The organism is Streptomyces sp. NPDC005496, assembly GCF_042872045.1.
GTDB lineage: Bacteria > Actinomycetota > Actinomycetes > Streptomycetales > Streptomycetaceae > Streptomyces.
On the sequence record NZ_JBIAJQ010000003.1, the window covers coordinates 77,154 to 103,492 of the forward strand.

The 26,339-nt window shown below is 71.7% G+C and carries 19 protein-coding genes and 1 pseudogene; 10 read left to right on the forward strand and 10 right to left on the reverse strand.

The window, feature by feature from the left end; genetic code table 11:
• Positions 1-100 precede the first annotated feature (100 nt).
• From ACFYQQ_RS09045 to ACFYQQ_RS09055, 3 genes are all read left to right on the forward strand, one after another.
• Entirely contained in the window at positions 101-1,468 is a 1,368-nt protein-coding gene (locus tag ACFYQQ_RS09045; RefSeq protein WP_356171618.1) for an L-serine ammonia-lyase, read from the forward strand.
• A gap of 114 nt (positions 1,469-1,582) precedes the next feature.
• Positions 1,583-2,137 carry a glycoside hydrolase family 25 protein gene (locus tag ACFYQQ_RS09050; RefSeq protein ID WP_355794030.1) on the forward strand — a complete coding sequence of 185 codons (555 nt, stop codon included), beginning with the start codon at positions 1,583-1,585 and terminating at the stop codon, positions 2,135-2,137.
• A 10-nt stretch (positions 2,138-2,147) separates the two neighbouring features.
• Entirely contained in the window at positions 2,148-2,687 is a 540-nt protein-coding gene (locus ACFYQQ_RS09055) for an MOSC domain-containing protein (RefSeq protein ID WP_355794031.1), read from the forward strand.
• Positions 2,688-2,691: 4 nt separating this feature from the next.
• Here the strand turns inward: ACFYQQ_RS09055 and ACFYQQ_RS09060 are convergent.
• Positions 2,692-3,393, reverse strand: a pseudogene (locus tag ACFYQQ_RS09060) (NADPH-dependent F420 reductase); the annotation flags it as partial.
• Between the two features lie 194 nt (positions 3,394-3,587).
• Positions 3,588-3,800 carry an EF-hand domain-containing protein gene (locus ACFYQQ_RS09065; protein WP_356171728.1) on the reverse strand — a complete coding sequence of 71 codons (213 nt, stop codon included), beginning with the start codon at positions 3,798-3,800 and terminating at the stop codon, positions 3,588-3,590.
• A 195-nt stretch (positions 3,801-3,995) separates the two neighbouring features.
• Here ACFYQQ_RS09065 and ACFYQQ_RS09070 point away from each other — a divergent pair, with 195 nt between their 5' ends.
• Entirely contained in the window at positions 3,996-4,634 is a 639-nt protein-coding gene (locus ACFYQQ_RS09070) for a GNAT family N-acetyltransferase (protein WP_388904064.1), read from the forward strand.
• 19 nt (positions 4,635-4,653) lie between these two features.
• On the opposite strand, the gene ACFYQQ_RS09075 is transcribed toward ACFYQQ_RS09070, so the two are convergent.
• From ACFYQQ_RS09075 to ACFYQQ_RS09105, 7 genes are all read right to left on the reverse strand, one after another.
• Positions 4,654-5,259, reverse strand: a complete 606-nt coding sequence (locus tag ACFYQQ_RS09075; RefSeq protein ID WP_355784486.1) for an ADP-ribosyltransferase — start codon at positions 5,257-5,259, stop codon at positions 4,654-4,656.
• A 101-nt stretch (positions 5,260-5,360) separates the two neighbouring features.
• Positions 5,361-6,542: a beta-propeller fold lactonase family protein gene (locus tag ACFYQQ_RS09080; RefSeq protein ID WP_355784488.1), complete on the reverse strand. Its 1,182-nt coding sequence runs from the start codon at positions 6,540-6,542 to the stop codon at positions 5,361-5,363.
• The gene (locus ACFYQQ_RS09085) at positions 6,542-7,351 is read right to left on the reverse strand and encodes a polysaccharide deacetylase family protein (RefSeq protein WP_355784491.1); all 810 of its coding nucleotides are present in this window, start codon (positions 7,349-7,351) and stop codon (positions 6,542-6,544) included. Before ACFYQQ_RS09085 ends, ACFYQQ_RS09080 begins: the two co-directional genes overlap by 1 nt.
• A 283-nt stretch (positions 7,352-7,634) precedes the next feature.
• Complete coding sequence (locus ACFYQQ_RS09090) at positions 7,635-8,138, reverse strand: ATP-binding protein (RefSeq protein WP_355784494.1); 504 nt, start codon at positions 8,136-8,138, stop codon at positions 7,635-7,637.
• 286 nt (positions 8,139-8,424) lie between these two features.
• Positions 8,425-9,192, reverse strand: coding sequence for an enoyl-CoA hydratase-related protein (locus ACFYQQ_RS09095; protein ID WP_355784497.1), 768 nt, complete (start codon positions 9,190-9,192; stop codon positions 8,425-8,427).
• Positions 9,193-9,277: 85 nt separating this feature from the next.
• The gene (locus ACFYQQ_RS09100; RefSeq protein ID WP_355784500.1) at positions 9,278-10,516 is read right to left on the reverse strand and encodes an Ig-like domain-containing protein; all 1,239 of its coding nucleotides are present in this window, start codon (positions 10,514-10,516) and stop codon (positions 9,278-9,280) included.
• A gap of 179 nt (positions 10,517-10,695) precedes the next feature.
• Positions 10,696-11,913, reverse strand: a complete 1,218-nt coding sequence (locus ACFYQQ_RS09105) for an Ig-like domain-containing protein (protein ID WP_355784503.1) — start codon at positions 11,911-11,913, stop codon at positions 10,696-10,698.
• A gap of 154 nt (positions 11,914-12,067) precedes the next feature.
• Between ACFYQQ_RS09105 and glgX the strand changes: the two genes are divergently transcribed.
• The 6 genes from glgX to ACFYQQ_RS09135 all read left to right on the forward strand — a co-directional run bounded on the left by glgX (position 12,068) and on the right by ACFYQQ_RS09135 (position 23,405).
• On the forward strand, positions 12,068-14,332 hold the full coding sequence (gene glgX / locus ACFYQQ_RS09110) for a glycogen debranching protein GlgX (protein WP_356171603.1): 2,265 nt from the start codon (positions 12,068-12,070) through the stop codon (positions 14,330-14,332).
• Positions 14,333-14,547: 215 nt separating this feature from the next.
• The gene (locus ACFYQQ_RS09115) at positions 14,548-16,692 is read left to right on the forward strand and encodes an ABC transporter ATP-binding protein (RefSeq protein WP_388904069.1); all 2,145 of its coding nucleotides are present in this window, start codon (positions 14,548-14,550) and stop codon (positions 16,690-16,692) included.
• Positions 16,689-18,572, forward strand: coding sequence for an ABC transporter ATP-binding protein (locus ACFYQQ_RS09120; RefSeq protein ID WP_355792105.1), 1,884 nt, complete (start codon positions 16,689-16,691; stop codon positions 18,570-18,572). Before ACFYQQ_RS09115 ends, ACFYQQ_RS09120 begins: the two co-directional genes overlap by 4 nt.
• A 267-nt stretch (positions 18,573-18,839) precedes the next feature.
• Positions 18,840-20,882 carry a M4 family metallopeptidase gene (locus ACFYQQ_RS09125; RefSeq protein WP_388904072.1) on the forward strand — a complete coding sequence of 681 codons (2,043 nt, stop codon included), beginning with the start codon at positions 18,840-18,842 and terminating at the stop codon, positions 20,880-20,882.
• 296 nt (positions 20,883-21,178) lie between these two features.
• Complete coding sequence (locus ACFYQQ_RS09130; RefSeq protein WP_355780791.1) at positions 21,179-22,834, forward strand: M4 family metallopeptidase; 1,656 nt, start codon at positions 21,179-21,181, stop codon at positions 22,832-22,834.
• A 70-nt stretch (positions 22,835-22,904) separates the two neighbouring features.
• A complete protein-coding gene (locus ACFYQQ_RS09135) occupies positions 22,905-23,405 on the forward strand; it encodes a DUF1990 domain-containing protein (RefSeq protein WP_355780788.1) in 501 nt (166 codons plus the stop codon).
• A gap of 40 nt (positions 23,406-23,445) precedes the next feature.
• Here ACFYQQ_RS09135 and ACFYQQ_RS09140 read toward each other — a convergent pair whose 3' ends face one another.
• A complete protein-coding gene (locus ACFYQQ_RS09140; protein WP_355780785.1) occupies positions 23,446-26,064 on the reverse strand; it encodes a glycosyltransferase family 1 protein in 2,619 nt (872 codons plus the stop codon).
• Positions 26,065-26,339: the final 275 nt, after the last annotated feature.

Below are 26,339 nucleotides of genomic sequence, written 5' to 3' on the forward strand. Positions count from 1 at the left end.
GCACCGCGCACACTGGAAACCGAGCGCGGTGCCCCGCCGCATGTACCGCCCCGCACGACCGGCTGACAACGGCGTCCGCCGAAACCCTGAGGAGTTACCCGTGGCCATCTCGGTCTTCGACCTGTTCTCGATCGGCATCGGCCCGTCCAGCTCCCACACGGTGGGCCCGATGCGCGCGGCCCGCATGTTCGCCCGGCGGCTGCGCAACGAGGACCTGCTGACCCCGACCGCCTCGATACGCGCCGAGCTGTACGGCTCCCTGGGCGCGACCGGCCACGGCCACGGCACCCCCAAGGCGGTCCTGCTCGGTCTGGAGGGCGCGTCCCCGCGGACGGTGGACGTCGAGGGCGCCGACGCCCGGGTGGAGGCCATCCGCACCGGCGGCCGGCTCGCCCTGCTCGGCGAGCACGAGATCGACTTCTCCTTCGACGACCACCTGGTCCTGCACCGCCGCAAGGCCCTGCCGTACCACGCGAACGGCATGACGCTGTGGGCGTTCGGCGCCGACGGCGAGGAACTGCTGTCGAAGACCTACTACTCGGTCGGCGGCGGCTTCGTCGTCGACGAGGACGCGGTGGGTGAGGACCGCATCAAGCTGGACGACACGGTCCTCAAGTACCCCTTCCGCACGGGCGACGAGCTGCTGCGCCTGACGAAGGAGACCGGCCTGTCGATCTCCGCCCTCATGCTGGAGAACGAGCGGGCCTGGCGCACCGAGGAGGAGATCCGCGAGGGCCTCCTGGAGATCTGGCGGGTGATGCAGGCGTGCGTCGCGCGCGGCATGTCCCGTGAGGGCATCCTGCCGGGCGGCCTCAAGGTGCGCCGCCGGGCCGCCGTCACGGCCCGCCAGCTGCGCGCGGACGGCGACCCGCTGGCCCACGCCATGGAGTGGATCACGCTCTACGCGATGGCCGTGAACGAGGAGAACGCGGCGGGCGGCCGGGTGGTCACGGCGCCCACCAACGGCGCCGCCGGCATCATCCCGGCCGTCCTGCACTACTACGTGAACTTCGTGCCGGGCGCCGACGAGGAGGGCGTCGTGCGCTTCCTGCTCGCGGCGGGCGCCATCGGCATGCTCTTCAAGGAGAACGCCTCCATCTCCGGCGCCGAGGTCGGCTGCCAGGGCGAGGTCGGCTCCGCCTGCTCGATGGCCGCGGGCGCGCTCGCCGAGGTCCTCGGCGGAAGCCCCGAACAGGTCGAGAACGCCGCCGAGATCGGCATGGAGCACAACCTGGGCCTGACCTGCGACCCGGTCGGCGGCCTGGTCCAGATCCCGTGCATCGAGCGCAACGGCATGGCGGCGGTCAAGGCCGTCACGGCGGCGAAGATGGCCATGCGCGGCGACGGCTCCCACAAGGTGTCCCTCGACAAGGTCATCAAGACCATGAAGGAGACCGGCGCGGACATGTCCGTCAAGTACAAGGAGACCGCGCGCGGCGGACTCGCGGTGAACATCATCGAGTGCTGAGGCCCCTTCCGTGCGTACAGGGGTGGGCACCGCGAAGTGAGGGAAAAGGCAAGGAAGTTGGCGTTTCTCGCCGCTCCCCCCACTTCCCCGCCCCCCACGGCACCAGGAGTCGCCATGCTGCGCGGCATCGACGTCAGCGCCTACCAGTCGTCGTCCTTCTCCACCGACGGTCTCTCCTTCGTCTTCGTCAAGGCGACGGAAGGCCGCTCCTACGTCAACCCGAAGCTCAACTCGCAGGTGAAGCGGGCCCGTGACGCCGGCTGCGTCGTCGGGCTCTACCACTTCCTGTGGCCGGGCAACATCACCGCCCAGGCCGAGTACTTCCTCGCCAAGGCCCCGGACAAGGCCGGTGACATCCTCGCCGTCGACTGGGAGACCACCGGCGAGGGCACGCACGCGAGCAACGCCGAGAAGGACCGCTTCCTGCGCAAGCTCAAGGAACTGCGCCCGGACAACCGGGTCGTCCTGTACTGCAACCGCAACTTCTGGCTGAACGTCGACAGCACGTCCTACGCGGGCGACGGTCTGTGGATCGCCGACTACGTGAGCGCGGGCAGGCCGAGGATCCAGGCCGACTGGACGTTCCACCAGTACACCGACGACCCCCTGGACAGGGACGTGGCGGCCTTCACCGACGCCGCCGATCTGCGGGAATGGGCGAACCCGTAGGCTTCGCCGCATGGGGAAAGTGACCGCGGTCAGCCGCAACGGGACGTATGCGTTCACCAAGCCGAACCGGGACGCCATCACGCTGCTCGACGGGCTCGGCGTCGAGGGGGACGTGCACGCGGGCGTGACCGTCAAGCACCGCTTCCACATGCGCAAGGACCCCACGCGGCCGAACCTGCGGCAGGTGCACCTCATCCACGAGGAGCTGTTCGAGGAGGTCCGCGAGGCGGGCTTCTCCGTCACCGCGGGTCAGCTCGGGGAGAACGTCACCACTCGCGGGATCGACCTGCTGGGCCTGCCCACCGGGGCGCTGCTGCGGCTCGGCGGCGAGGCCGTGGTCGAGGTCACCGGGCTGCGCAACCCCTGCGCGCAGATCGACGGCCTCCAGAAGGGCCTGCTCAAGCAGATGGTCGAGCGGGACGGGGACGGCGCGCCCCGCCCTCTGACCGGCGTCATGAGCGTCGTGCGTGCCGGGGGCGTGGTGCGGCCCGGGGACCCGATCGTGATCGAGCTGCCGGACGGGCCGCACCACCCGCTGCGGATCGTCTGACGGCTCAGCCGCGGAAGTCCGCCGGGCGTTCCGCGGGAGCCTCCGCGAGAGCCTTCGTCACCCCGTCGACGCCGGCCCGCAGTCCGTACACCGGGGTGCCCGGCTGCTGGCGCCAGGAGTCGTCGAGGCCGCCCGCGTCGACGGTGTCGAAGCCGAGTTCGTCGATGAGGCCGCGCACGACCCGCTTCGCGGCCTCGTCGTCGCCGGCCACCGGCAGGGCCATCCGCTCGGGGTCGCCGGCCGGGCGGCCGCGGTCCAGGATGTCCTGCGCGAAGGTGCCGTTGAACGCCTTGACCACGGTGTGGCCGATCCGCTCGGCCGTCCAGCGGCTCTCGGTCAGGCCCTCGTCCTCGATCGCGGCGATCCGGCCGTCGCGCTGCTGCGGGTAGTAGTTGCCGGTGTCGATCACGGCGACGCCCTCGGCCGCCCCGTCGAGGACGCCGGACGGCAGGTCCGGCACCGCCTTCAGCGGGATCGTGACGACGACGACCTCGGCGCCGCGCGCCGCCTCCTCGACCGGTACGGGCGTCGCCCCGGTCTCCTCGGCGAGCTGGGTGAGGGTGTGCGGGCCGCGCGAGTTCGCGACGGAGACCTCGTGGCCGAGGGCGGTGAGCCGCCTCGTGAGGTTGCCGCCGATGTTGCCCGCTCCGATGATGCCGATCTTCATGACATGCCCTTCCGGGGGCCGGGTGCCTGCTGACGCGGACCACCAACCTCCGGAGGCGGCGGGCTATTCCGGGGGTACGGGCAGACGGGTGACGCCGGCCGGATGACGCCGGTGGTCTTCGGGGGCCCGACCCGGTGCGGCACCGGCGCCCGGCCGCCGCGTGCGTACGCCGCTCCCGCGGGCATGACGAAGGGGCGCCCCCGCGCTGCGGTGGCGCCCCTCGTCCGGCCGGCTCACTTGTTCAGGTGGGCCCAGAACTCGTCGAACGAGAGGAGCTTGTCTCCGTCGATGTCACGGGAGGCGATCACGGCCTCCGCGACCGACTCGGTGACGTTCCAGTCCCCGCCCTGGGCGAGAGCGGTCTTGAACTCCGCGGCCGTGACGTACCCGTCGCCGTCCGCGTCGATCCGCTCGAACGCCTTGCGTGCTTCCTCGATGTCCGCCACCGGATCCGCCCCTTCTTGGTGCTTCATGCAGGCCCTGCGGCCCTACTGACGGAGGTCAGATTAACGGTCCGCCCGCGCGGGCGGGGCAGCGCCCACCGGGGCCGGTTCCGGGGCCCGCGGCGCGGGGGCCGATCATGGGGTGGCGCCGGGCGTTCCGGCGCCCGGGACACCCGGGGCGGGAAGAGGGGCGGCGCCATGGCCGGCACGCTGCGGGACATCCTGGACGCGGCGGCCCGCGGGGTCTTCCCGCCGGCCGACGGCTCCACCACCGTCGTACCGCAGCCCTGCCCGCGTGACGCGGGCGTCCTCGCCTTCACCGCGCACTCCGTGGTGTTCACCGACGAGGACCCGGCGTGGGTGCGCGCGACGCTGGGCTCCCTGGACTGCGATCCGCTGGCCGCGACGATGAACCCGCGCTTCCTCGCCGCGTTCATGGACCGCACCGGGCGGTCCACGGACACCGTCGACCTGCTGACGGTGGCCGCGCCGCTGGCCGGGGAGCCGCCGGTGGCGCTGACGGAGATCGACGACCCCGGTCATCCCCGGGTGGCCCGGGCGCGCGAGCGGCGGGACGACGTGCGGGTGTGGGCGGCGGACGGCGGCGTGCTCGTGCTGGGGCGCGGGGTCGCCGGGCGGCTGGAGGCGGCGGTCGAGGTGACGGAGTCCGCACGGCACCAGGGGCTCGGCCGGGCGCTCGCGGTGGCGGCCCGGCACCTGGCCGGCGGCGAACCGGTGTGGGCCCAGCAGGCTGCGGGGAACGCCCGCAGTGTGCGGGCGTTCCAGGCGGCGGGCTACCGGCCGGTCGGGGCGGAGGCCCTCCTCGCCCGCCGGTGAGGGCCCGCCGGGGGTCGGCTCAGTGCCAGGGCTCGTAGTACGGGTTGCTCTCGCAGTCGCTCATGATCTCGGTCCGGGTCTTCTTGTCGACCGGGCAGACGCCCACGATGTACTGCCGCGCGATGCCGCCCGGGAAGGCGACCTCGACCTGGTCGGCCCACCGGTGGGTGGTCCCGATGGTCTTGTTGACGTCGATGCCGCCGGGGGCGTCGACGTAGTAGTTGTAGGCGCTCTTCCACGTCTTGTAGAGGTCGTGGTCGTAGCTCGTCGAGACGTACGGCGAGGGCTGGTTGACCAGGACGTACTGCTCGATGTCGTACTGCCCGCCGACGGTGTCCTTGGGGTGGAAGCCCTGCTCGAAGACGGTCGAGGGGCCGCGGCCGTCGCTGCGGTAGAGGGTGCCGCAGGTCGTGCGCCAGACCGGCTCGGGGGTGATGCGGCCGACGTCCACGCGCCGGTCGGCGGCCGCCGTGAGCGGATCGTAGAACTGCGGGCAGGCGGGGGCGGCGGCCCGGGTGAGCGAGGCGGGCGGGGACGCGGGGGTCGTCGCCGCGGAGGTGGCGAGGACGGCCGCGAGGGACAGGGCGAGGGCGGCGGCCCGTCGCCGCAGGCGAGTGGTGATCATGCGGTGCACGATCTCGGCTGTGCGGCGGCGGACCGGGGATCCTCACCCCTGGGGCGGCGTGTCACCGTCACCAGGTCGACGGGAACGGTGCCGGGCCGGGGTCAGCGGAAGATTCCGGTGTGCCCCAGCGAGTAGCGGCCGGGCTGCGGGTACACCGCGAGTCCGTGCGGGCCGCTGCCGACCTTGATGCGGGCGAGCTGGGCGCCGGTACGGGTGTCGATGGCGTACACCTCGGAGTCGTAACGCCCGGACAGCCAGAGCACCTTGCCGTCGGCGGAGACACCGCCCATGTCGGGGCTGCCGCCGTCGGGCAGGTGCCACTTCTTGGTCAGCCGGTTCTGTGCGAAGTCGAAGACGGAGACGGTGCCCTCGCCCCGGTTGGAGATGTACATCTCGCGCGAGTCGCGGCTGACGTAGAGGCCGTGGCAGCCCTTGCCGGTGGGCAGCAGGGTCGGCTCGGTGAACTTGTCGCCGTCCAGCACCCACATGCCGTGGGCCATCATGTCGGCGATGTAGAACTTCTTGCCGTCCGGGGAGATCTTCACGTCCTGCGGCATGGCGCCGTCGAACGGGAGCTTCTGCTGGGCGACGACCTTCATCTTCTCGGTGTCGACCTTGAGCAGTTCGCCGCTGAACTCGCAGGAGACGATGAAGTAGCGGCCGTCCGGGGAGAAATCGGCGTGGTTGACGCCGTAGCAGCTGACCGGCTCACTCTTCACCCGCTTCATGGTGTGCGCGTCCCGGAAGACCAGCTCGCGGTCGAGCGAGGCCATCACGATCGCGTACTTGCCGTGCGGCGTGAAGTACAGGTTGTACGGGTCGTGCACGTCGACGGTCTTGCCCGCCCGGCCGGTCTTCGGGTCGATCGGGGTGAGGGTGTTGCCCTTGTCGTTGTTGACCCACAGCGTCTTCATGTCCCAGGAGGGGACGACGTGCTGCGGCTGGGAGCCGACCGGGATCGTCTCGATGACCTCGTAGGTGGCCGGGTCGATGACCGAGACGGTGTTCGAGTTGGTGTTGGGGACGTAGACGCGGGAGGGGAAGTCCTTGACCACCGGCGAGAGCTTGCCGGGACGGTCCGCCGCGTAGACGTCCTTCGGGTCCAGGACGGGCGGCATCCCGGGCAGCCCCCGCGCCGGCTCCGGCCGGGCCCGCTCGACGGGCGCCTTGGTGCCGAGTGCCTCGTCGGCGTGGTCGTCGGCCGCGCTCGAACACCCGGCGAGGGCGGTGAGAACGGCGCCCGCGATCAGGGCGCGCTTGGTGAGTTTCCGGTTGCGGTGCATCAGCTCAGCAGCTCCGTGGTGGTCACCGCGCGCAGTCCGCGGCGGTCGAGTTCTTCCAGGACGGCGGGAAGCGCGGCGACCGTGTCCGCGTACCCGAAGTGCAGGCTCACCACCGATCCGGCGCGGACCTCGCCCATGACCTTGCGGGTCACGGCCGTGGCGCCCGGCGAGGTGAAGTCGAGCGAGTCGACGTCGTACGAGAGGACGTGGGGGTATCCGGCGCGACGGGCCACCCGCTCCACCAGGGGCGAGGCGTGCGGGGTGCGCGAGGGGCGGAACCAGGTGCCGGGGGAACCGGTCAGCCGGCGCAGCCGGTCCGCGCAGCCCCGGATCTCGGCGTACGCGTCCGCCTCGGACATCGTGTTGATGCCGAGGTGGCGCAGGGTGTGGTTGCCGAGGTCGTGGCCGCCGTCGAGGATCCGCCGGGCCAGCTCCGGATGCTCGTCGAGCCAGGTTCCGACGGCGAGCACGGTGACCCGGGCGCCCCGGCGCTCGGCCTCGCCCAGGAGGGCGCGGGCGATCGCCGGATCACCCTGCCCGTGGAAGGTGAGGGCGACCTGGGGCCGGGTGCGGGGGCCGTGCTCGATCTGCACGGGCTGCCCCGGGTAGTGCCGGGGTGAGGGCGCCGGGCGCCTGTCCGGGGGGTGAGGGGCGCCGGACGCGGCGGGTGAGTCCGGGATGCCCGGCGCGCGGGCCTCGTGCGCGGCGGCCCCTCCCGGGGAACACGCGGCGGAGAGGGCCCCGGCTACGGCGAGCCCGGCACCCGCGCGCAGCGCCGAACGGCGGTCGGTCGTGGTCACCTGCACCATTTAAGGGCGATCCGACCACAAATAGGCATATTGACGTGTTGAACGACTGACGCGGGTCGCGGCGCCGTCACCGACGAACGCGAATCGCTTGGCAGCGGCGCCACGGAAAATCCAGCCCCTCCGGCGCTTGAGAAGCGGGGTCCGGGGCGGACCCCGTGACGTCGGCACCAGTGAGCGTCGAGGGCCCGTGCCCGCGATCACGTCACGTCACGTCACGTCACGTCACGTCACGTCGCCAAGACGACCCCGTACGCGGAGCCGGGGCAAGAGGGCCGCCCCCGCGTCAGCGGTCGGCGACCCGCATCTCGAACCAGGTCGTCTTGCCGCGGGGCAGCAGATCGACGCCCCAGCGGTCGGAGAGCTTGTCGACGAGGAAGAGCCCGCGCCCGCTCAGGTCCATCTCCTGGACCGGCATCAGACAGGGCAGCCCGCGGGAGGGGTCACGCACCTCGACGCGGATCCAGCCCCGGCGCCGGCGCATCCGCAGACCGAACACCCGGGCGCCGGTGTGCCGCACGGCGTTGCCGACGAGTTCGGAGACGAGTAGGACCGCGTCCTCGGTCATCTTCGGCGAGAGCCCCCACTGGCGGAGCACCACCACCTGGGCGAGCCGTCGCGCACTGGCGGCCGATTCGGGGCGGGACGGCAGGACCACCTCACCCTCCGTCGGATTCCCGAACAACTCCAGGGCTTTCAGAGCCCGTTCGTCCTCCACCGCCGGCGACCAGCGCGCCGCGGTCGCACTCGCGTGCCGCCGCGGCTGTTCCACACCCTCCAGCCCCGCCATGGCACCATCATGGCCGCCCCAGGACCCCTACGGGGCGGTTCCGAGGGAATACGCCCCCCGGAACCGCTCGTTCCGCAGGAGTCGAACGGCATATGCCACAGGTAATTCAAGACCGGCGGCACACTGTCCGACCTGCGGTGGAACCCCCGTTCACGGCATGGACCCGGGAACCCCGTTCAGTTGCCCTTAAGGTTCTCTTAAGGCGGGCATAAACCAGCCCATCGGGGGACGCCGGGTGAGACGTCGCGTCAACTGCAAGCGGTTCGGGGCGACAACTGCTGCCGGATCAGAGGAACTTCGCCTTGCCGGGACCCTCGTCCACGAAGCTGCGCATGCCCCGCTCCCGGTCCTCCGTGGCGAACAGCCCCGCGAACCAGTTGCGTTCGACGGTCAGTCCGGTCTCCAGGTCGGTCTCCAGCCCGGCGTCGATCGACTCCTTGGCGGCCCGCAGCGCGATGGCGGGTCCCTGCGCCAGCTTCGCGGCCCACGCGTGCGCCTGGGCGTACACCTCGTCCCTGGGGACGACCCGGTCGACGAGCCCGAGCGTGAGCGCCTCGTCGGCCTTGACCATGCGGCCCGTGAAGATGAGGTCCTTGGCCCGGGAGGGACCGATCAGCCGAGAGAGGCGCTGGGTGCCGCCGGCGCCGGGGATCAGGCCGAGCAGGATCTCCGGCTGGCCGAGCTTCGCGTTCTCCGCGGCGATGCGGTAGTCGGCGCAGAGCGCCAACTCGCAGCCCCCGCCGAGCGCGTAGCCGGTGACCGCGGCGACGACGGGCTTGGGGATGCGGGCGACGGCGGTGAAGGAGTCCTGCAGGCCCCGGGACCGCGCGACCATCGCCGCGTGGTCCATGGCCTGCATCTCCTTGATGTCCGCGCCGGCCGCGAACACCTTCTCGCCGCCGTACAGCACCACCGCGCGCACGTCGGTGCGGCGCGTGGCCTCCTCGGCGAGTTCCTTCAGGCGGTCCTGGGTGGCGACGTCCAGCGCGTTCATCGGCGGACGGTCGAGACGGATGGTGCCGACGCCTTCGGCGACTTCGAGATGCACAGTCATGGGAGCAGGTTAGTGGCCGTTAACGCCGACGGGCCCGGTGTGCTCGGTCACAGCGGCACACCGGGCCCGGAGGCGAAGGGGGATCTTAAGCTGTCCACTTCTCCCAGGACATGTTCCAGCCGTTGTACCCGTTGTCCGGGGCCACCGTCTTGTCGTGGGAGTTCTTCACGACGACCACGTCGCCGACCATCGAGTGGTCGAAGAACCACGCGGCGGGCACGCTCCGGTCGCCGCCGCCGCGCACGTCCCGCAGGCCGACGCAGCCGTGGCTGGCGTTGTAGTTGCCGAAGGCGTCGCCGCCCCAGTAGTTGCCGTGGATGAAGGTGCCCGAGTTGGTCAGGCGCATCGCGTCCGGCACGTCCTTGATGTCGTACTCGCCGCCGTAGCCGACGGTCTCGCCGTTCATCCGGGTCACCCGCAGGCGCTCGCTGATGACCATCTGGCCGTTCCAGGTGTCGTAGCCGGGCTTGCCGGTGGTGACCGGGATGGTCTTGATGGTCTTCCCGTCGCGCTTGACGGTCATCTTCTTGGTCTTGACGTCGACGGTGGAGACCTGGCTGCGGCCGATCGTGAACTTCACGGTCTTGGCCTGCTCGCCGTACACCCCGGGCCGGCCCTCGACGCCGTCGAGGTTGAACTCGACGGTGACCTTCGTGCCCGCCGCCCAGTACTCCTCAGGGCGGAAGTCCAGCCGGTCGTTGCCGAACCAGTGCCCCTGGACGTCGACCGCGGGCTCGGTCTTGATCCTGATCGCCTTCTCGACGTCCTCCGGGTGCGTGATGCCCCGGGTGAAGTGCACCGAGAACGGCATGCCCACGCCGACCTTGGAGCCGTCCTCGGGCGTGTAGATCCCGACGAAGGTGTTCTTCGGGGTCAGCGTGGTGAACGCGGACTCCTCGGCGGCCTCACGGCCGTCGGCGTCCTTGGCCACCGCGTGGACCTTGTACTTGGTGGCCGAGGCCAGGTGCGTCGAGGGGGTCCAGGTGGCGCCCCCGCCGGTTATCTTCCCCTCGACGGCCTTGCCCTTGGTGTCCTCGACCTTCACCTCGGTCAGCTTGCCCTTGGCCGCGGTCACCTTGAGGGCGCCGCTGGTCCGCACGTCGTCGGCGCCGTCCTTCGGGGCGATCGTCACGACCGCCGCCGACGCCTTGGTGTCCGCCGTACCCGACTCGCCCTTGCTCTTCCCGGACCCGGAGCCCGTGTCCCCGCCCCCGCCGCACGCGGTCACCGCACACAACAGGACACCCAGCAGCAGTGCCAGGCCCCCCTTGTTCCGCCGTGACCGCGCGCCAACCGACGCCCCCGATATCGGTCGCCCGTTCAAAGTCGTTCTCCCCTCGCACGGCCTGATCAGGCCCGCACCCCGGCGCGTCCCACGCGCATATCGCGCTAATTAATCACACCGCCGGAGGTGTTGGATCCCCGCGATTGTCACCGTTCAGTTCCAAGTTCAACCGCGCGAAGGGGAGTCGGAAGCCGCTCCGTACGTACCCGTATGTCGGGCTACTCGACCGCGGAGCCCGCCTTCCACTGTTTCCAGCCCATGTTCCAGCCGCCGAGGCCGTTGTCGGGGGCGACCTTCTTGTCCTTGCTGTGGACGACCTCCACGACGTCGCCGACGAGGCTGCGGTCGAAGAACCAGCCCGCGGGCGTCCGCGAGCTGCCGCCCCTGACGTCCCTCAGCCCCACGCAGCCGTGACTGACGTTGGTGTTGCCGAAGGCGTCCGGCGCCCAGTAGTTGCCGTGCAGGAAGGTGCCGGAGCTGGTGAGACGCATGGCGTGCGGGACGTCCGGGATGTCGTACTCGCCGCCGAAGCCGACCGTGCGGCTGTTCATCCGGGTCACCTCGAGCATCTCGGTGACGACCATCTTCCCGTTGTACGTCGTCGTCTTCGGGGCGCCCGCCGTGATCGGCACGGTGGCGAGCAGGTCGCCGTCGCGGCGCACCTCCATGGTGTGCTCGGCCGCGTCCACGAGGCTCACCTGGCTGCGTCCGACGGTGAAGGTGAGCGTCTTGTCCTGCAACCCGTAGACACCGGGCGCCCCTTCGACGTCCCGCAGCCGCAGCGCCACCGTCACCCGGGTCCCGGGCTTCCAGTACCTCTCGGGCCGGAAGTCGAGCCGGTCCCGGCCGAACCAGTGCGGGCGGATGTCCACCGGGGGCACCGCGGTCACCCGGATCGCGCGCTCGACGGCGGCCCGGCGCCGGATCTCCCGGTTGAACTCCAGGGAGACGATCATCCCGGTGCCGACCACGGCGCGGTTCTCGGGGGCCACGTACCCGATGAACCGCTCGTCCGGCACCGCCGTCGTGAACGCCGTGTGCCGGGCGGAGCGGCGCCCGTGCCCGTCCAGCGCCACCACGTCCACGGTGTACCGGGCGGCGAGCGCGAGCCTCCTGTCGTCGGGCCGCCAGCTCAGGCCGTCGTCCGTGATGCGGCCGCGCACTTCGGACTCCTGCGCGTCCTGGGACTTGACGACCTTCACCGACTCCAGGCGCCCGCCGGGCACCCGTACCGTCAGCTTCTCGCCGGGCCGCACCCCCTTGCTGCCGTCGTCCGGCGAGACACGGATGACGTCCTCGGGCGCGCGGGGCTTGCCGAGCACCTCGTCCATCCCGTCCGACGAGCAGCCGGAGGCGGCGGCCAGCAGGACCGCCCAGGTCAGTACGGCCGCCAGTACGGCCCCGGCGCGTCGCGCGCGCGTCTGTACGTGGATCACGACCGCCCAACGACCATGCCCCTCCTGGGGAAACGTGAGTGCGAGCCACCCGGTGGGCAGAACAGTGGGGAGGACGACGCGACGGGGAACCGCGGCCGGGACGCCACGGGCCCCTTTTCTTGTCGCTCCCCATCGAGCCGCGGGAGGCTGACCGGTGTCGAGCGCACCCGAGCAGGAGGCAGTCCAGGAAGGACATGCCACGGGAAGCGGACTGCCCACGCAGTCCGCCCCTGTGAGGAACGGCACGCAGCGGGCGGCGCCCGTCGTGCCCGTGTGGCCGGGTACCCCGACTCCCCTCGGGGCACGCTTCCGGGTCGGCCCCGACGGCGTCGCGGGCACCAACTTCGCGCTGTGGGCGGGCGGGGCGGAGGCGGTGGACCTGTGCCTCTTCGACGAGCGGGGCGGCGGGGCGAGCGAGATCCGCGTCAAACTCACCGAGCTGACGCACGAGATCTGGCACGGTTTCGTCCCCGGCGTCCTCCCCGGACGCCGCTACGGCTACCGGGTGCACGGCCGCTGGGACCCGTGGACCGGCGCCCGCTGGAACCCGGCGAAGCTGCTCCTGGACCCGTACGCGCGCGCCGTGGACGGCGACTTCACCCTGCCGCCGGAGGTGTACGGGCACGTCCGCGACTGGCCCCAGCAGCATGTCGCCGACACCGTGCGCGACGACCGCGACTCGGCCCCGTACGTCCCCAAGGGCGTCGTCGTCCATGACGACGACGACTGGGCGGACGACCACCGGCCCAAGACGCCGTGGGCCGACTCGGTGATCTACGAGCTGCACGTACGGGGCTTCACCCGGCTGCACCCGGGCATCCCGGAGGAACTGCGCGGCACCTACGCCGGTCTGGCGCACCCGGCGGCGATCGAGCATCTGACGGCGCTCGGGGTGACGGCGGTGGAGCTGCTGCCGGTGCACCAGTTCGCGCACGAGGACCATCTGCTGCGCAGGGGCCTGCGCAACTACTGGGGCTACAACTCCATCGGGTACTTCGCCCCGCACGCCGCCTACTCCGCGACCGGCACCCGGGGCGAGCAGGTCGGCGAGTTCAAGCGGATGGTGCGCGCGCTGCACGCGGCCGGCATCGAGGTCATCCTCGACGTGGTCTACAACCACACGGCGGAGGCGAGCGAGCTGGGCCCGATGCTCTCGCTGCGCGGCATCGACAACCGCGGCTACTACCGGCTCCAGTCGGACGCCCGGCGGTACGCGGACTACACGGGCTGCGGCAACACCCTGCACGTGGTGCAGCCGCACGTGCTGCGGCTGATCACCGACTCGCTGCGCTACTGGGTGACGGAGATGGGGGTGGACGGCTTCCGTTTCGACCTGGCTGCGGCGCTCGCCCGCTCCATGCACGACGTCGACATGCTCTCGCCGTTCCTCGCCGTCATCGCGCAGGACCCGGTGCTGCGGCGGGTCAAGCTCATCGCGGAGCCCTGGGACGTCGGTTCGGGCGGATACCAGGTGGGGTCCTTCCCGCCGCTGTGGACGGAGTGGAACGACCGGTACCGCAACGCGGTGCGCGACTTCTGGCGCGGGGCGCTGCCCGACGTACGGGACCTGGGCTACCGGCTGTCCGGGTCGAGCGACCTCTACGCGTGGGGCGGGCGACGCCCGTACGCGTCGGTCAACTTCATCACGGCCCACGACGGGTTCACCCTCCGGGACATGGTCTCCTACGAGCGCAAGCACAACGAGGCCAACGGCGAGGGCAACCGGGACGGCTCCGACGACAACCGCGCCTGGAACTGCGGGGTGGAGGGCGAGACGGACGAGGAGCGCGTACAGGCCCTGCGCCGCCGCCAGTTGCGCAACCTGCTGACCACGCTGCTGCTGTCCACCGGGGTGCCGATGCTGGTCGCGGGCGACGAGTTCGGGCGGACGCAGCGGGGCAACAACAACGCGTACTGCCAGGACAACGAGATCAGCTGGGTCGACTGGTCGCAGCTGGAGGACCCGGCCTGGCGGGCGCTGTTCGACCTCACGTCCCGGCTGATCGCCCTGCGGCACGGGCACCCGGTGCTGCGGACGCGGGCCTTCTTCTCCGGGCGGGCGCACTCGGCGGACGGACTGCGGGACCTCGCCTGGTTCACCTCGCGCGGCACCGAGATGACGGAGCGGGACTGGTACGCGCCGGCCGCGACGCTCGGGATGTACCTGTCCGGGCGGGACATACCCGGACGCGACGCCCGGGGGGCGCCGGTCGTGGACGACAGCTTCCTCGCCGTGCTGCACGCCGGGGACCGGCCGACGGCGTTCGTGCTGCCGGGGCCGCCGTGGGCCGCGGAGTACGAGGTCGTCGTGGACACCTCCCGCGAGGAACAGGGCGAGGCGCCGGGAGTGACGCACCGGGCCGGCACGACCGTCACGGTGCCCGCGCGCGCGGTGCTGCTGCTGCGGGTCGCGGGCTGAGGGGCGTGATTTAAGGGGGGCGCGGACCGAGGGCCGTCGGGCCGGCGTCGCGGCTTGGTGCGCGTAGGCCGGTGCGCGTCGGCCCGGTGCGAGCCGGCCCGTGGAAGGACCGCGTCCGGTACGGCGTCGAGCACGGCGTCCGGGCCGCCGGGCCGTCGTGGGTCCGGCCAAAACTCGGTGGGCGGTGTCAGTGGCAATCCGTAGGCTCGCCCCTGATGGCCACGACAGATGCAACGACCAAGGATCACGACGGCCCCACCGGCGGGCCCGGTCACGCGGATGCCGCCGAGGCCGCCGCCGGACCGGGCGGCCAGGCCGACGGGGGCTCCACCGTACGCAGCCTGCTGCGCCTGTGGCCGTACGTACGGCCCGTGCGCGCGCGGCTGTTCGGCGCGGCCTGCGTCGCCGTCGTCGCCTCCTGCGTCGGGCTGGTGATCCCGCTCGTCCTGAAGTGGCTGGTGGACGGTCCCGTCGCCGGCCACGACCCGCAGGGAGTGTGGCTCGGGGCGCTGTACCTGCTGCTGCTCGGGTTCGCGGAGGCGCTGCTGTTCGGGCTGCGCCGGTGGCTGGTGGCGCGACCGCTCGCGGGTGTCGAGGCGGACATGCGGGCGGATCTGTACCGGCATCTCCAGCGGCTCCCGGTCGCCTTCCACGACCGCTGGGCCTCGGGTCAGCTGCTGTCCCGGGCCACCACGGACCTGATGCTGCTGCGCATGTTCCTGGCCTTCCCGCTGACGTTCCTGTTCGTCAACGCCGTGACGATCCTCGTCGGCATGGCCATCATGCTGCTCCAGCAGTGGACCCTCGGGCTGGTGCTGCTGGCCCCGGTCCTGCCGGTGGTGCTGGTCTGCTGGCTCTTCGAGCGGCGGTACTCGCAGGTGGCGCGGCTGGCGCAGGACCAGGTGGGCGATCTGACGACGGTCGTCGAGGAGAGCGTGCTCGGCATCCGCATCATCAAGGGCTTCGGGCGCCACCGCAGCCAGGCCCGCGCGTTCCGGGAGCTGTCGCGGACCCTGCGCGGCACGGAACTGGCCAAGGCCCGGCTGCTCGCCTCCATCTGGGCCGTCATCGTCACCCTGCCGGAACTGGCCATCGGCGCGGCCCTGGTCCTCGGTACGGTCCAGGTCGCGGACGGCGATCTCTCCGCCGGGACGCTGGTCGCCTTCCTGTCGACGGCCCTGGCCCTGCGCTGGCCCATCGACTCGATCGGCTTCCTGCTGGCGATGAGCCAGGAGGCGGCGACGGCCACGCAGCGGTACTTCGAGGTGATGGACTCCGCGCCGGAATCGGCCGACCCGGCCGACGGAGCCGCCGGTGAAGGCGCCGGTCCCCGCAAGGGTGTGGGTACGGGCGGCGGTACGGGGACTCGGGACGGCGTCGGTAAGGGGACTCCGGACGACGCCGACGCCGACGCCGGTGATGGTGATCGTCACGGTCCCGCCTCGGGTTCCGGGGCGAGCCGTCACGACGGTGACGGTGACGTCGAGGGCCCGGAAGGCATCGGTGCCGGAGCGGCCGGCACCGGGCGGGCGGGCGCGGGCGGACTGCGGTTCCACGGGGTGCGGTTCCGCTACCCGGACGCCCCCGCGGACGCGGCCCCCGTGCTCGACGGCATCGACCTGCACATCCGCCCCGGCGAGACGATGGCCCTGGTCGGGGCGACCGGCTCCGGCAAGACCACCCTCACGGCCCTCATCCCGCGCCTGCACGAGGTGACGAGCGGCCGCATCACGCTGGACGGCGAGGACATCACCCGGATGCCCAGGGCGACGCTGCGCGAGCTCGTCGCCGTGGCCTTCGAGGAGCCCACGCTGTTCTCCGCGAGCGTCGGCGAGAACGTCCTGATGGGCGCCGCCGACACCGCGGGCGAGACGGAGCTGGACCGCGCCCTGGCCGTGGCGCAGGCCGACTTCGTCCACGCGCTGCCCGAGGGGGCCGCCACCCAGGTCGGCGAGCAGGGCCTGAGTCTGTCCGGCGGTCAGCGCCAGCGCCTCGCCCTGGCACGCGCCGTCGTCGGCAGCCCCCGCTTCCTCGTCCTGGACGACCCGCTCTCGGCGCTGGACGTGCACACGGAGGCCGCGGTGGAGGCGGCCCTGCGCCGCGTACTGGCCCGCACGACGGCACTGGTCGTCGCGCACCGCCCGTCCACGGTGCTGCTCGCCGACCGGGTGGCCCTGCTGTCCGGGGGCCGCGTCGCCGCCGTCGGCACTCATCACGAACTGCTGCGCTCGAACGCCGAGTACGCCTGGCTGATGTCGGGCACCGAGGACACCGGCGCCGCTCCCGGTGCGGGGCACGGCACCGACACCGCACGCCGGACCGCCCACGCCGGCGCCCGCACCGAGGAGGACCACCGATGACGGCGCCGACGACGACCGCGCCGGACCGGGACCCCGACCGGGACCGGGCCGGGGAACCGGACCACACGCCGCGGGAGGACACCGGGCGCGCCGACCCCTTCGACCGCGACGTCCTGCCCACTCCCCCGGGTGCGACGGCCGCGCTGCTGCGCTCGCTCCTCGCCCCGCTGAGGGCCCGGGTCGTGGTGGCGACGGTCCTGCTGCTGGTCCAGCAGGCGGCCGTCCAGGCGGGTCCGCTGCTCGTCGCGTACGCCATCGACCGCGCGGTACCGGCCTTCCGGCACGACGACCGCGGTCCGCTGATCGCGGTGGCGGTCGCCTACCTCGTGTGCTCGGTCGCCTCCGGCGCACTGCAATACGCGTTCATCGCGGCCTCCGCCCGCGTCAACCAGGACGTCCTGCTCGACCTGCGCGGACGCATCTTCCGGCACGCGCAGGCGCTCAGCATCGACTTCCACGAGCGGTACACCTCGGGCCGGCTGATCTCCCGCTCCACCACGGACGTCGAGTCCCTGCGGGAGCTGCTCAGCGAGGGCCTGCAGGAACTCGTCATGGTCATCCTGTCCTTCGTCTACATCTCGGCGATGCTGCTCTGGCTCGACCTGGGCCTGGGCGCGATGGCCGTTGCCTCCTTCGTGCCGCTGTACCTGCTGGTGCGGCTCTACCAGCGCCGCGCGGGCCGCGTGTACCGCGTGCGGTCGACCGCGATCGCCGCCGTCATCGTGAAGTTCGCGGAGACGATGAACGGGATCAGGCCGGTGCGCGCCTTCCGGCGCGAGGCGGCCAACGACGCGCAGTTCCGGGTCCTGAACCGGCGGCACGAGCGGACGAACGGCGACGCGCTGCTGGAGATGGCGCGCTACGTCACCGGCTCGCGCCTGGTCGCGAACGTTGCGGTCGCGGGCATCGTGCTGTGGGGCGCGCACCGGGTGGCGTCCGGCTCGCTGGAGCTCGGCGTGCTGGCCGCCGCGGTGCTCTATCTGCGCCGGCTGTACGACCCCATCGACCGGCTCGGCATGTTCCTCAACTCGTACCAGTCGGCGGCGGCCTCGCTGGAGAAGATCGCGGGTCTGCTCGCCCAGACGCCCGCGGTGCCGGAGCCCGTGACGCCCCGGCACCTGCCGGAGTCCGCCTCGGAGCACCCGGGCCGCGAGGTCGTCTTCGAGGGCGTCCGCTTCGCGTACCGCACCGGCGGCGAGGTCCTGCCCCGCTTCGACCTCACGCTGACCGCCGGGCAGACGGTCGCCGTGGTCGGCTCGACCGGCGCCGGCAAGTCCACCCTGGCCAAGCTCCTGGCCCGCTTCTACGACCCGACCGAGGGACGGGTCCTGCTGGACGGGGTCGACCTGCGTGATCTCGCCAACGCCGAACTGCGGCGCGGAGTGGTCATGGTGACGCAGGAGGCGTTCCTGTTCTCCGGCACGGTCGCCGAGAACATCGCCATCGGCCGCCCGGACGCGGGCCGGGAGGAGATCGAGCGGGCCGCGAAGGCGATCGGCGCGCACGAGTTCATCAGCGCCCTGCCCGACGGCTACGACACGGACGTACGCAAGCGGGGCGGCCGCATCTCGGCGGGGCAGCGCCAACTGGTCGCGTTCGCGCGGGCGTTGCTCGCCGACCCCGCCGTGCTGATCCTCGACGAGGCGACCAGCTCGCTGGACGTGCCCGGCGAGCGGGCGGTGCAGCGCGCGATGTCGACGGTCCTGCACGGCCGGACCGCCGTCGTGATCGCGCACCGGCTGTCCACGGTGGAGATCGCCGACCGGGTGCTGGTGATGGAGCACGGCCGGATCGTGGAGGACGGCACGCCGGACCAACTCGTGCTCGACACCGGCAGGTTCGCCGATCTGCACCGGGCGTGGCAGGACAGTCTGGCCTGACCGGGTGACCAGTTCGTATACCGAACACGACCAACCGGACAACGAACGGTTTCCGGCCAAGTTCTTGATGCGCCCCTGACAGAACGCGCAATCTGCTGCCACTCTTCCCACGGCCGCTTCACAGCAACCTCACAGCACCTTCGCTGTGCCGTGGCGCAACCTCCTGTGCACCTGGCTTTGCGTACCGCCCTGTTCTGCCCGGACGGCTCACCCATCGTCCGGTCTCCCCTGGCCGTGCGACCCGCGGCCACGCAGAAGGAGTCAGTGTTGAGAAGCAGCACCTCCCACAGACGCACCTCCCACACCGCGCGCCGCCGCGCCACCGCCGCCGCACTCGTCGGCGTCACCGCGCTGCTCACCGCGGCCGTCCAGTCGGGCGCCGCCAGCGCCGCCCCCGAGAAGGCACCGGCCGGGAAGATCAACCCCGGTTCCGTCGCCGTGCAGCTCACGCCCTCCCAGCGCGCCGAGCTGATACGCGACGCCGACGCCGCGAAGGCGGACACCGCCAAGGACCTGGGACTCGGGGCGAAGGAGAAACTCGTCGCCCGCGACGTCATCAAGGACAAGGACGGCTCCGTCCACACCCGCTACGAGCGCACCTACGCCGGACTCCCGGTGCTCGGCGGCGACCTGGTGGTCGACACCGCCGCCTCCGGGAAGACCGAGGGCGTCGTCAAGGCGACGAAGGCCACGATCAAGGTCGCCTCGCTGACGCCGGCCGTCACCGCCTCGAAGGCGGAGAAGCAGGCGCTGTCGGCCGCCAGGGACGCCGGCTCGGAGAAGACCGAGGCCGACCGCGCGCCCCGCAAGGTGATCTGGGCGGCGAACGGCAAGCCCGCGCTCGCGTACGAGACCGTCGTCGGCGGCCTCCAGGAGGACGGCACCCCGAACGAGCTGCACGTCGTCACGGACGCGGCCACCGGCAAGAAGCTCTACGAGTACCAGGGCATCGAGACCGGCACCGGCAACACCCAGTACAGCGGCACGGTGCCGCTGACGACCACGCTCTCGGGCTCCACGTACACGCTGAACGACGGCGCGCGCGGCGGCCACAAGACGTACAACCTGAACCGCGGCACGTCGGGCACCGGCACGCTGTTCTCCCAGACCAGCGACACCTGGGGCAACGGCACCACGTCGAACGCCGCCACCGCGGGCGCCGACGCGCACTACGGGGCCGCCGTCACGTGGGACTTCTACAAGAACTCCTTCAACCGCAGCGGCATCAAGAACAACGGCGTCGGCGCGTACTCCCGCGTCCACTACGGCAACGCGTACGTCAACGCGTTCTGGGACGACGGCTGCTTCTGCATGACGTACGGCGACGGGTCGGGCAACGCCAAGCCCCTCACGTCGATCGACGTGGCCGGCCACGAGATGAGCCACGGCGTCACCTCCAACACCGCGGGGCTCAACTACTCGGGCGAGTCCGGCGGTCTGAACGAGGCGACCTCCGACATCTTCGGCACCGGCGTGGAGTTCTACGCCAACAACTCCTCCGACGTCGGTGACTACCTCATCGGCGAGAAGATCGACATCAACGGCAACGGCACCCCGCTGCGCTACCAGGACAAGCCGAGCAAGGACGGCGCGTCCAAGGACAGCTGGTACTCGGGGATCGGGTCGATCGACGTCCACTACTCCTCGGGTCCCGCGAACCACTTCTTCTACCTGCTGTCCGAGGGCAGCGGCGCGAAGGTGATCAACGGCGTCAGCTACAACTCGCCGACCGCCGACGGCCTTCCGGTCACCGGCATCGGACGCGAGAAGGCGCTCCAGATCTGGTACCGGGCGCTCACCACCAAGTTCACCTCGACCACCAACTACGCGGCGGCCCGCACCGGCACGCTCGCGGCGACGGGTGAGCTGTACGGCACCACCGGCGCGGAGTACAAGGCGGTGCAGGACGCGTGGGCGGCCGTGGCCGTGGGCGCGCGTTCCGGTGGCGGCGGCGGTGGCGGCACGTCGTTCGAGAACACGGCCGACGTATCGATTCCGGACAACGGCGCTGCCGTGACGTCCTCGGTGACGGTCTCCGGCCGGACGGGCAACGCCCCTACGAACCTGGCCGTCGCGGTGGACATCGTGCACACCTGGCGCGGTGACCTCGTCATCGACCTGGTGGCCCCGGACGGCACCGCGTACCGGCTGAAGAACTTCAGCTCGTCCGACTCGGCGGACAACGTGAACACCACCTACACGGTCGACGCGTCCTCCGAAGTCGCCAACGGCACCTGGAAGTTGAGGGTCCAGGACCAGGCGGCGCAGGACACCGGCTACATCAACAGCTGGAAGCTGACGTTCCCGTAGACCGTCCCGCGGTCCCGCACAGGCAGGGCGCCGTCCCGGTGGTTCGACTCCCCGGGGCGGCGCCCTCTTTTACCGTGCCCTGACCCGGCCTTGGTTGCCTCTTTGAACAAGATCGATTCCGCATTGCGTACAGCGGTTTTCACTCAACGGACGCTTTCCGGCCAAGCTTTGATCGCACTCCTGACATGTACGCGTCCCAGGTGGCACTCTTCCACCGCACGGCACTCCCGCACCGCACCTTCGTACTTCCGGACGGCGACCCCACGCCGCCCGGTCGCCCCCCATAAGGAGCTTGCGTGACCCCCCTCTACGCGCGTCACAAGCGCACCACTCTGGCCATCGCGACCGCCGTTGCGGCCGGAGCGCTCCTCACCACCGGTATCACCGGTGCGTCCGCCCAGACCCCCACCTCCCCCTCGGGCACGCCCGCCCTCTCCGCCGCGCCGGTGCAGCTGTCCGCGGCGGCCCGCACGACCCTGATCAAGGACGCCCAGGCGGGCGTCACGCGCACGGCCGACGAGATAGGTCTCGGCGCCAAGGAGAAGCTCGTCGTCAGAGACGTCGTCAAGGACGCCGACGGCACCCTCCACACCCGCTACGAGCGCACCTACGACGGACTCCCGGTCCTCGGCGGCGACCTGGTCGTCCACGAGACGAAGGCCGGGAAGACCAAGGGCGTCACCAAGGCGACGAAGGCGGCCATCAAGGTGGCCTCCCTCAAGCCCGCCGTGACCGCCCAGAAGGCCGAGAAGCAGGCCGTGAAGGCCGCCCAGTCGGCCGGCTCCGAGAAGACGACCGCCGACCAGGCCCCCCGCAAGGTGATCTGGGCGGCGGACGGCAAGCCGACCCTCGCCTACGAGACCGTCGTCGGCGGCCTCCAGGACGACGGCACCCCGAACGAGCTGCACGTCGTCACCGACGCGGCCACCGGCAAGAAGCTCTACGAGTACCAGGGCATCGAGACCGGCACCGGCAAGACGCTGTACTCCGGCTCGGTCTCGCTCACCACCACCCTGTCGGGTTCGACGTACAGCCTGACGGACGGCACCCGCGGCGGCCACAAGACCTACAACCTCAAGCACGGCACGTCGGGCACCGGGACGCTGTTCACGGACGCCGACGACGTCTGGGGCACCGGCGCCGCCTCCAGCTCCACCACCGACCAGACCGCCGCCGCGGACGCCGCGTACGGCGCCCAGACGACCTGGGACTTCTACAAGAACACCTTCAACCGCAGCGGCATCAAGAACAACGGCGTCGGCGCGTACTCCCGCGTCCACTACGGCAACGCCTACGTCAACGCGTTCTGGGACGACGGCTGCTTCTGCATGACGTACGGCGACGGCTCGGGCAACACCCACCCGCTCACCTCGCTGGACGTGGCCGGCCACGAGATGAGCCACGGCGTCACCTCCAACACCGCGGGCCTCAACTACTCGGGCGAGTCCGGCGGTCTGAACGAGGCGACCTCCGACATCTTCGGCACCGGCGTCGAGTTCTACGCCAACAACTCCTCCGACGTCGGCGACTACCTCATCGGCGAGAAGATCAACATCAACGGCAACGGCACGCCGCTGCGCTACATGGACAAGCCCAGCAAGGACGGCGGCTCCGCCGACTACTGGTCCTCCACGGTCGGCAGCAAGGACGTGCACTACTCGTCCGGTGTCGCCAACCACTTCTTCTACCTGCTGTCCGAGGGCAGCGGCAGCAAGACGATCAACGGGGTCACCTACAACTCCCCGACGTACAACGGCTCCGCGGTCACCGGCATCGGCCGCGCCAAGGCCCTGCAGATCTGGTACAAGGCGCTGACGACCTACATGACGTCGTCGACCAAGTACGCGGGCGCCCGCACCGCGACCCTGTCCGCGGCCTCGGCGCTGTACGGCTCCACCAGCACGGAGTACGCGGCCGTGAAGGCCGCCTGGACCGCGGTCAACGTCAACTGACCCGTCCTCGCTCCCGTCGGGCGGCCCCCGGAGAGAAGGTTTCTCCGGGGGCCGCCCTAGGCTGTCCCCCATGCCCTTCACCTACGAGGACGTGGGCGCGACCCGCGAGGACCGTTGCCCACCGGGCTTCCACCGACTGCATGTCCGAAACCGTATCGGCGAGGGCGAGGACGTCTTCCGCAGGGCGTGCCAGGCGGTGCTGACCTGGGAGATGCACCGCGCGGTCGGCGTCACCGTCTCGGCGGACGCGCCGACGGCGACGCCCGGCATCGACGTCACCGTCGGCATCGGCCCGATCAAGGCCCCCTGCCGGGTCGTCTGGACGCTCGACGAACCCCGCCGCGCCGGCCTCGCCTACGGCACCCTGCCCGGCCACCCGGAGAGCGGCGAGGAGGCCTTCGTCGTGGACCGCACCGGCGACGGCACCGTCTGGCTGACGGTGACCGCCTTCAGCCGCCCGGCCAAGTGGTACACCCGGGCGGGCGGCGCGGCCACCCGCGGACTCCAGCACGCCTACGCGCAGCGCTGCGGAGTCGTGCTGCGCCGGCTGTGCGCCGAGGTGCAGGAGTAGCGGCGGCCCGGCCCCGCCGCTCGGGCGGGGCCGGACGCCCTCACCGCATCAGCACGCCCGCCCCCTCGCCGGCCTCCTCCGACGGGACGGTCACCAGGCCCAGTTCCGCGCTCGACGCCAGCAGCCGGTGCGCGGGCAGGATGCGGACCGTGTAGCCGAAGGGACCGGTGCGGTCCAGGGACAGCGGGCCCTCGTAGACCCAGCGGCCCTCCATGTCCGGGCCGCCGGCCGGCTTGAGGGGCACCGTCACCGCGTCCGCGATGCGGTCCTGCGCGTCCACCCGCCCGGCGACCGCCTGCACCTCGACGTCGTCGGGGCCGAGGTCGGCGAGGTCCACGCGGACCCTCAGGTCGAGCGTCGTGCCGAGTTCGGCGGTGGTCGTCGCCGCCGACGCCTCCACGTGGTCGACGGTGACCCGCGGCCAGGCCGCCCGCACCCGGGACTTCCACCCGGCCAGCTCGCGGGCGGACTCCGGGGTCACGGCGCGGTGGGCGCGGGCCGCGGGCGTGTAGAGGCGCTCCACGTACTCCCGGACCATCCGGCCCGCCAGCACCTTGGGACCCAGGTGCGTCAGGGTCTGGCGGACCATCTCGATCCAGCGGTCGGGCAGACCGCCCTCCCCCCGTTCGTAGAAGCGCGGGGCGACGCGGCGTTCGAGGAGGTCGTAGAGGGCCGAGGCCTCCAGTTCGTCGCGGCGGTCGTCGTCCGTCGCCGTGCCGTCCGCCGTCGGGATCGCCCAGCCGAAGTCCGGCTGGAACCACTCGTCCCACCAGCCGTCCAGGACGGACAGGTTGAGGCAGCCGTTCAGCGCGGCCTTCATGCCGCTCGTCCCGCAGGCCTCGAGCGGGCGCAGCGGGTTGTTCAGCCAGATGTCGCAGCCCGGGTAGAGCTTCTGCGCCATCGCCATGCCGTAGTCGGGCAGGAAGACGATGCGGTGGCGCACCCGGGGGTCGTCGGCGAAGCGGACGAGTTCCTGGATCAGGCGCTTGCCGCCGTCGTCGGCGGGGTGCGCCTTGCCGGCGACGACGATCTGAACCGGGCGCTCGGGGTGCAGCAGCAGGTCCATCAGCCGGTCCCGGTCGCGCAGCATCAGCGTCAGCCGCTTGTAGGAGGGGACGCGGCGGGCGAACCCTATCGTCAGGACGTCGGGGTCCAGGACGCCGTCGATCCACCCCAGTTCGGCCGTGCCCGCGCCGCGCCGGCGCCAGGAGGCGTACAGGCGTTGCCGTACCTCGGTGACGAGTTGTTCCCGCAGGACGCGCCGCAGGTCCCAGATCTCCTGGTCGGGGATCTCGCCCACCGCGTCCCAGCGGTCCGAGCCGCCGACGGTGAGCGCGTCCTCGGTGCGCCGGCCGCCGATCTGCCGGGCGCCGAGGCGGAACACCTCGGGGGCGACCCAGGTCGGCGCGTGCACCCCGTTGGTCACCGAGGTGATCGGGACCTCCTCCGGGTCGAAGCCCGGCCACAGGCCCGAGAACATCTCCCGGCTGACCTGCCCGTGCAGCAGGGACACGCCGTTGGCGCGCTGGCCGAGCCGCAGCCCCATCACGGCCATGTTGAAGAGGTTCGGCTCGCCGCCCGGGTAGGTCTCCATGCCCAGGCGCAGGATGCGCTCCACGTCGATCCGGGGCAGTTCGGCGTCGGGGCCGAAGTGGCGGGCCACCAGCTCCCGGTCGAAGCGGTCGATGCCGGCCGGGACCGGGGTGTGGGTGGTGAACACGGTGCCCGCGCGGACGGCTTCGAGGCCGGAGTCGAAGTCGAGCCCGGTGTCGCACAGTTCGGCGATGCGCTCCAGGCCGAGGAAGCCTGCGTGTCCCTCGTTGGTGTGGAAGACCTCGGGCTGGGCGTGACCGGTGAGCCGGCAGTACGTGCGGACCGCGCGCACCCCTCCTATGCCCAGCAGCATCTCCTGGAGCAGCCGGTGCTCGCTGCCGCCGCCGTAGAGCCGGTCGGTCACCCCGCGTTCGCCGGGGGCGTTCTCCTCGACGTCCGAGTCCAGCATGAGGAGCGGGACGCGGCCGACCTGGGCCAGCCAGACGCGGGCGCGCAGCCGGCTGCCGCCGGGCAGTGCCAGGGACACCTGGGCGGGGGTGCCGTCGGCCTCGCGCAGCAGCACCAGCGGGAGCTCGTTCGGGTCGAGGACGGGGTAGTGCTCCTGCTGCCAGCCGTCGCGCGAGAGGGACTGGCGGAAGTAGCCGTGCCGGTAGAGCAGGCCGACGCCGATGAGCGGGACGCCGAGGTCGCTGGCGGCCTTGAGGTGGTCGCCGGCGAGGATGCCGAGGCCGCCGGAGTACTGGGGCAGGGCGGCGGTGACGCCGAACTCGGGCGAGAAGTAGGCGATGGCGGCGGGCAGTTCGGCCGACTGGGTCTGGTACCAGCGCTCGCCGGTCACGTATTCGCGCAGGTCGTCGGAGGCGGCGGCCAGTCTGCGCAGGAAGCGCCGGTCCTCGGCGAGCTCGGCGAGGCGCGCGGTCGGCACGCTGCCCAGCAGCCGTACGGGGTCGCCGCCGGACGCGGTCCAGCGCTCGGGGTCCACGGACTGGAAGAGATCACGGGTCTCCGCATGCCATGACCACCGCAGATTGCGTGCGAGGTCGACGAGCGGGTGAAGGGCTTCGGGGAGTACGGGTCGAACGGTGAACCTGCGGATTGCCTTCACGAATTCCACCTTCACGGAGGACGTACGCGGCAGAGGGACGCACGTCGCTGTGCGCCCTTCGTCACCCACGACGGTAACGGGACGAGCGCCCTCGCAACCACGGCGCACGGCGGGACACGCGGCGGGTCTCCCACGCCTGCCTGCCGACTTCGGCGTGAATTCGCCGCAACCTTCCCACCGGGCCGTCGTGCGCTCCATGGCCGGTTCCGCCCGCCTGTGCGCCCTTGTGGCGCTTCGCGCCCCACGAGAGGCTGCTCTCCGACGCACCGGCCCGG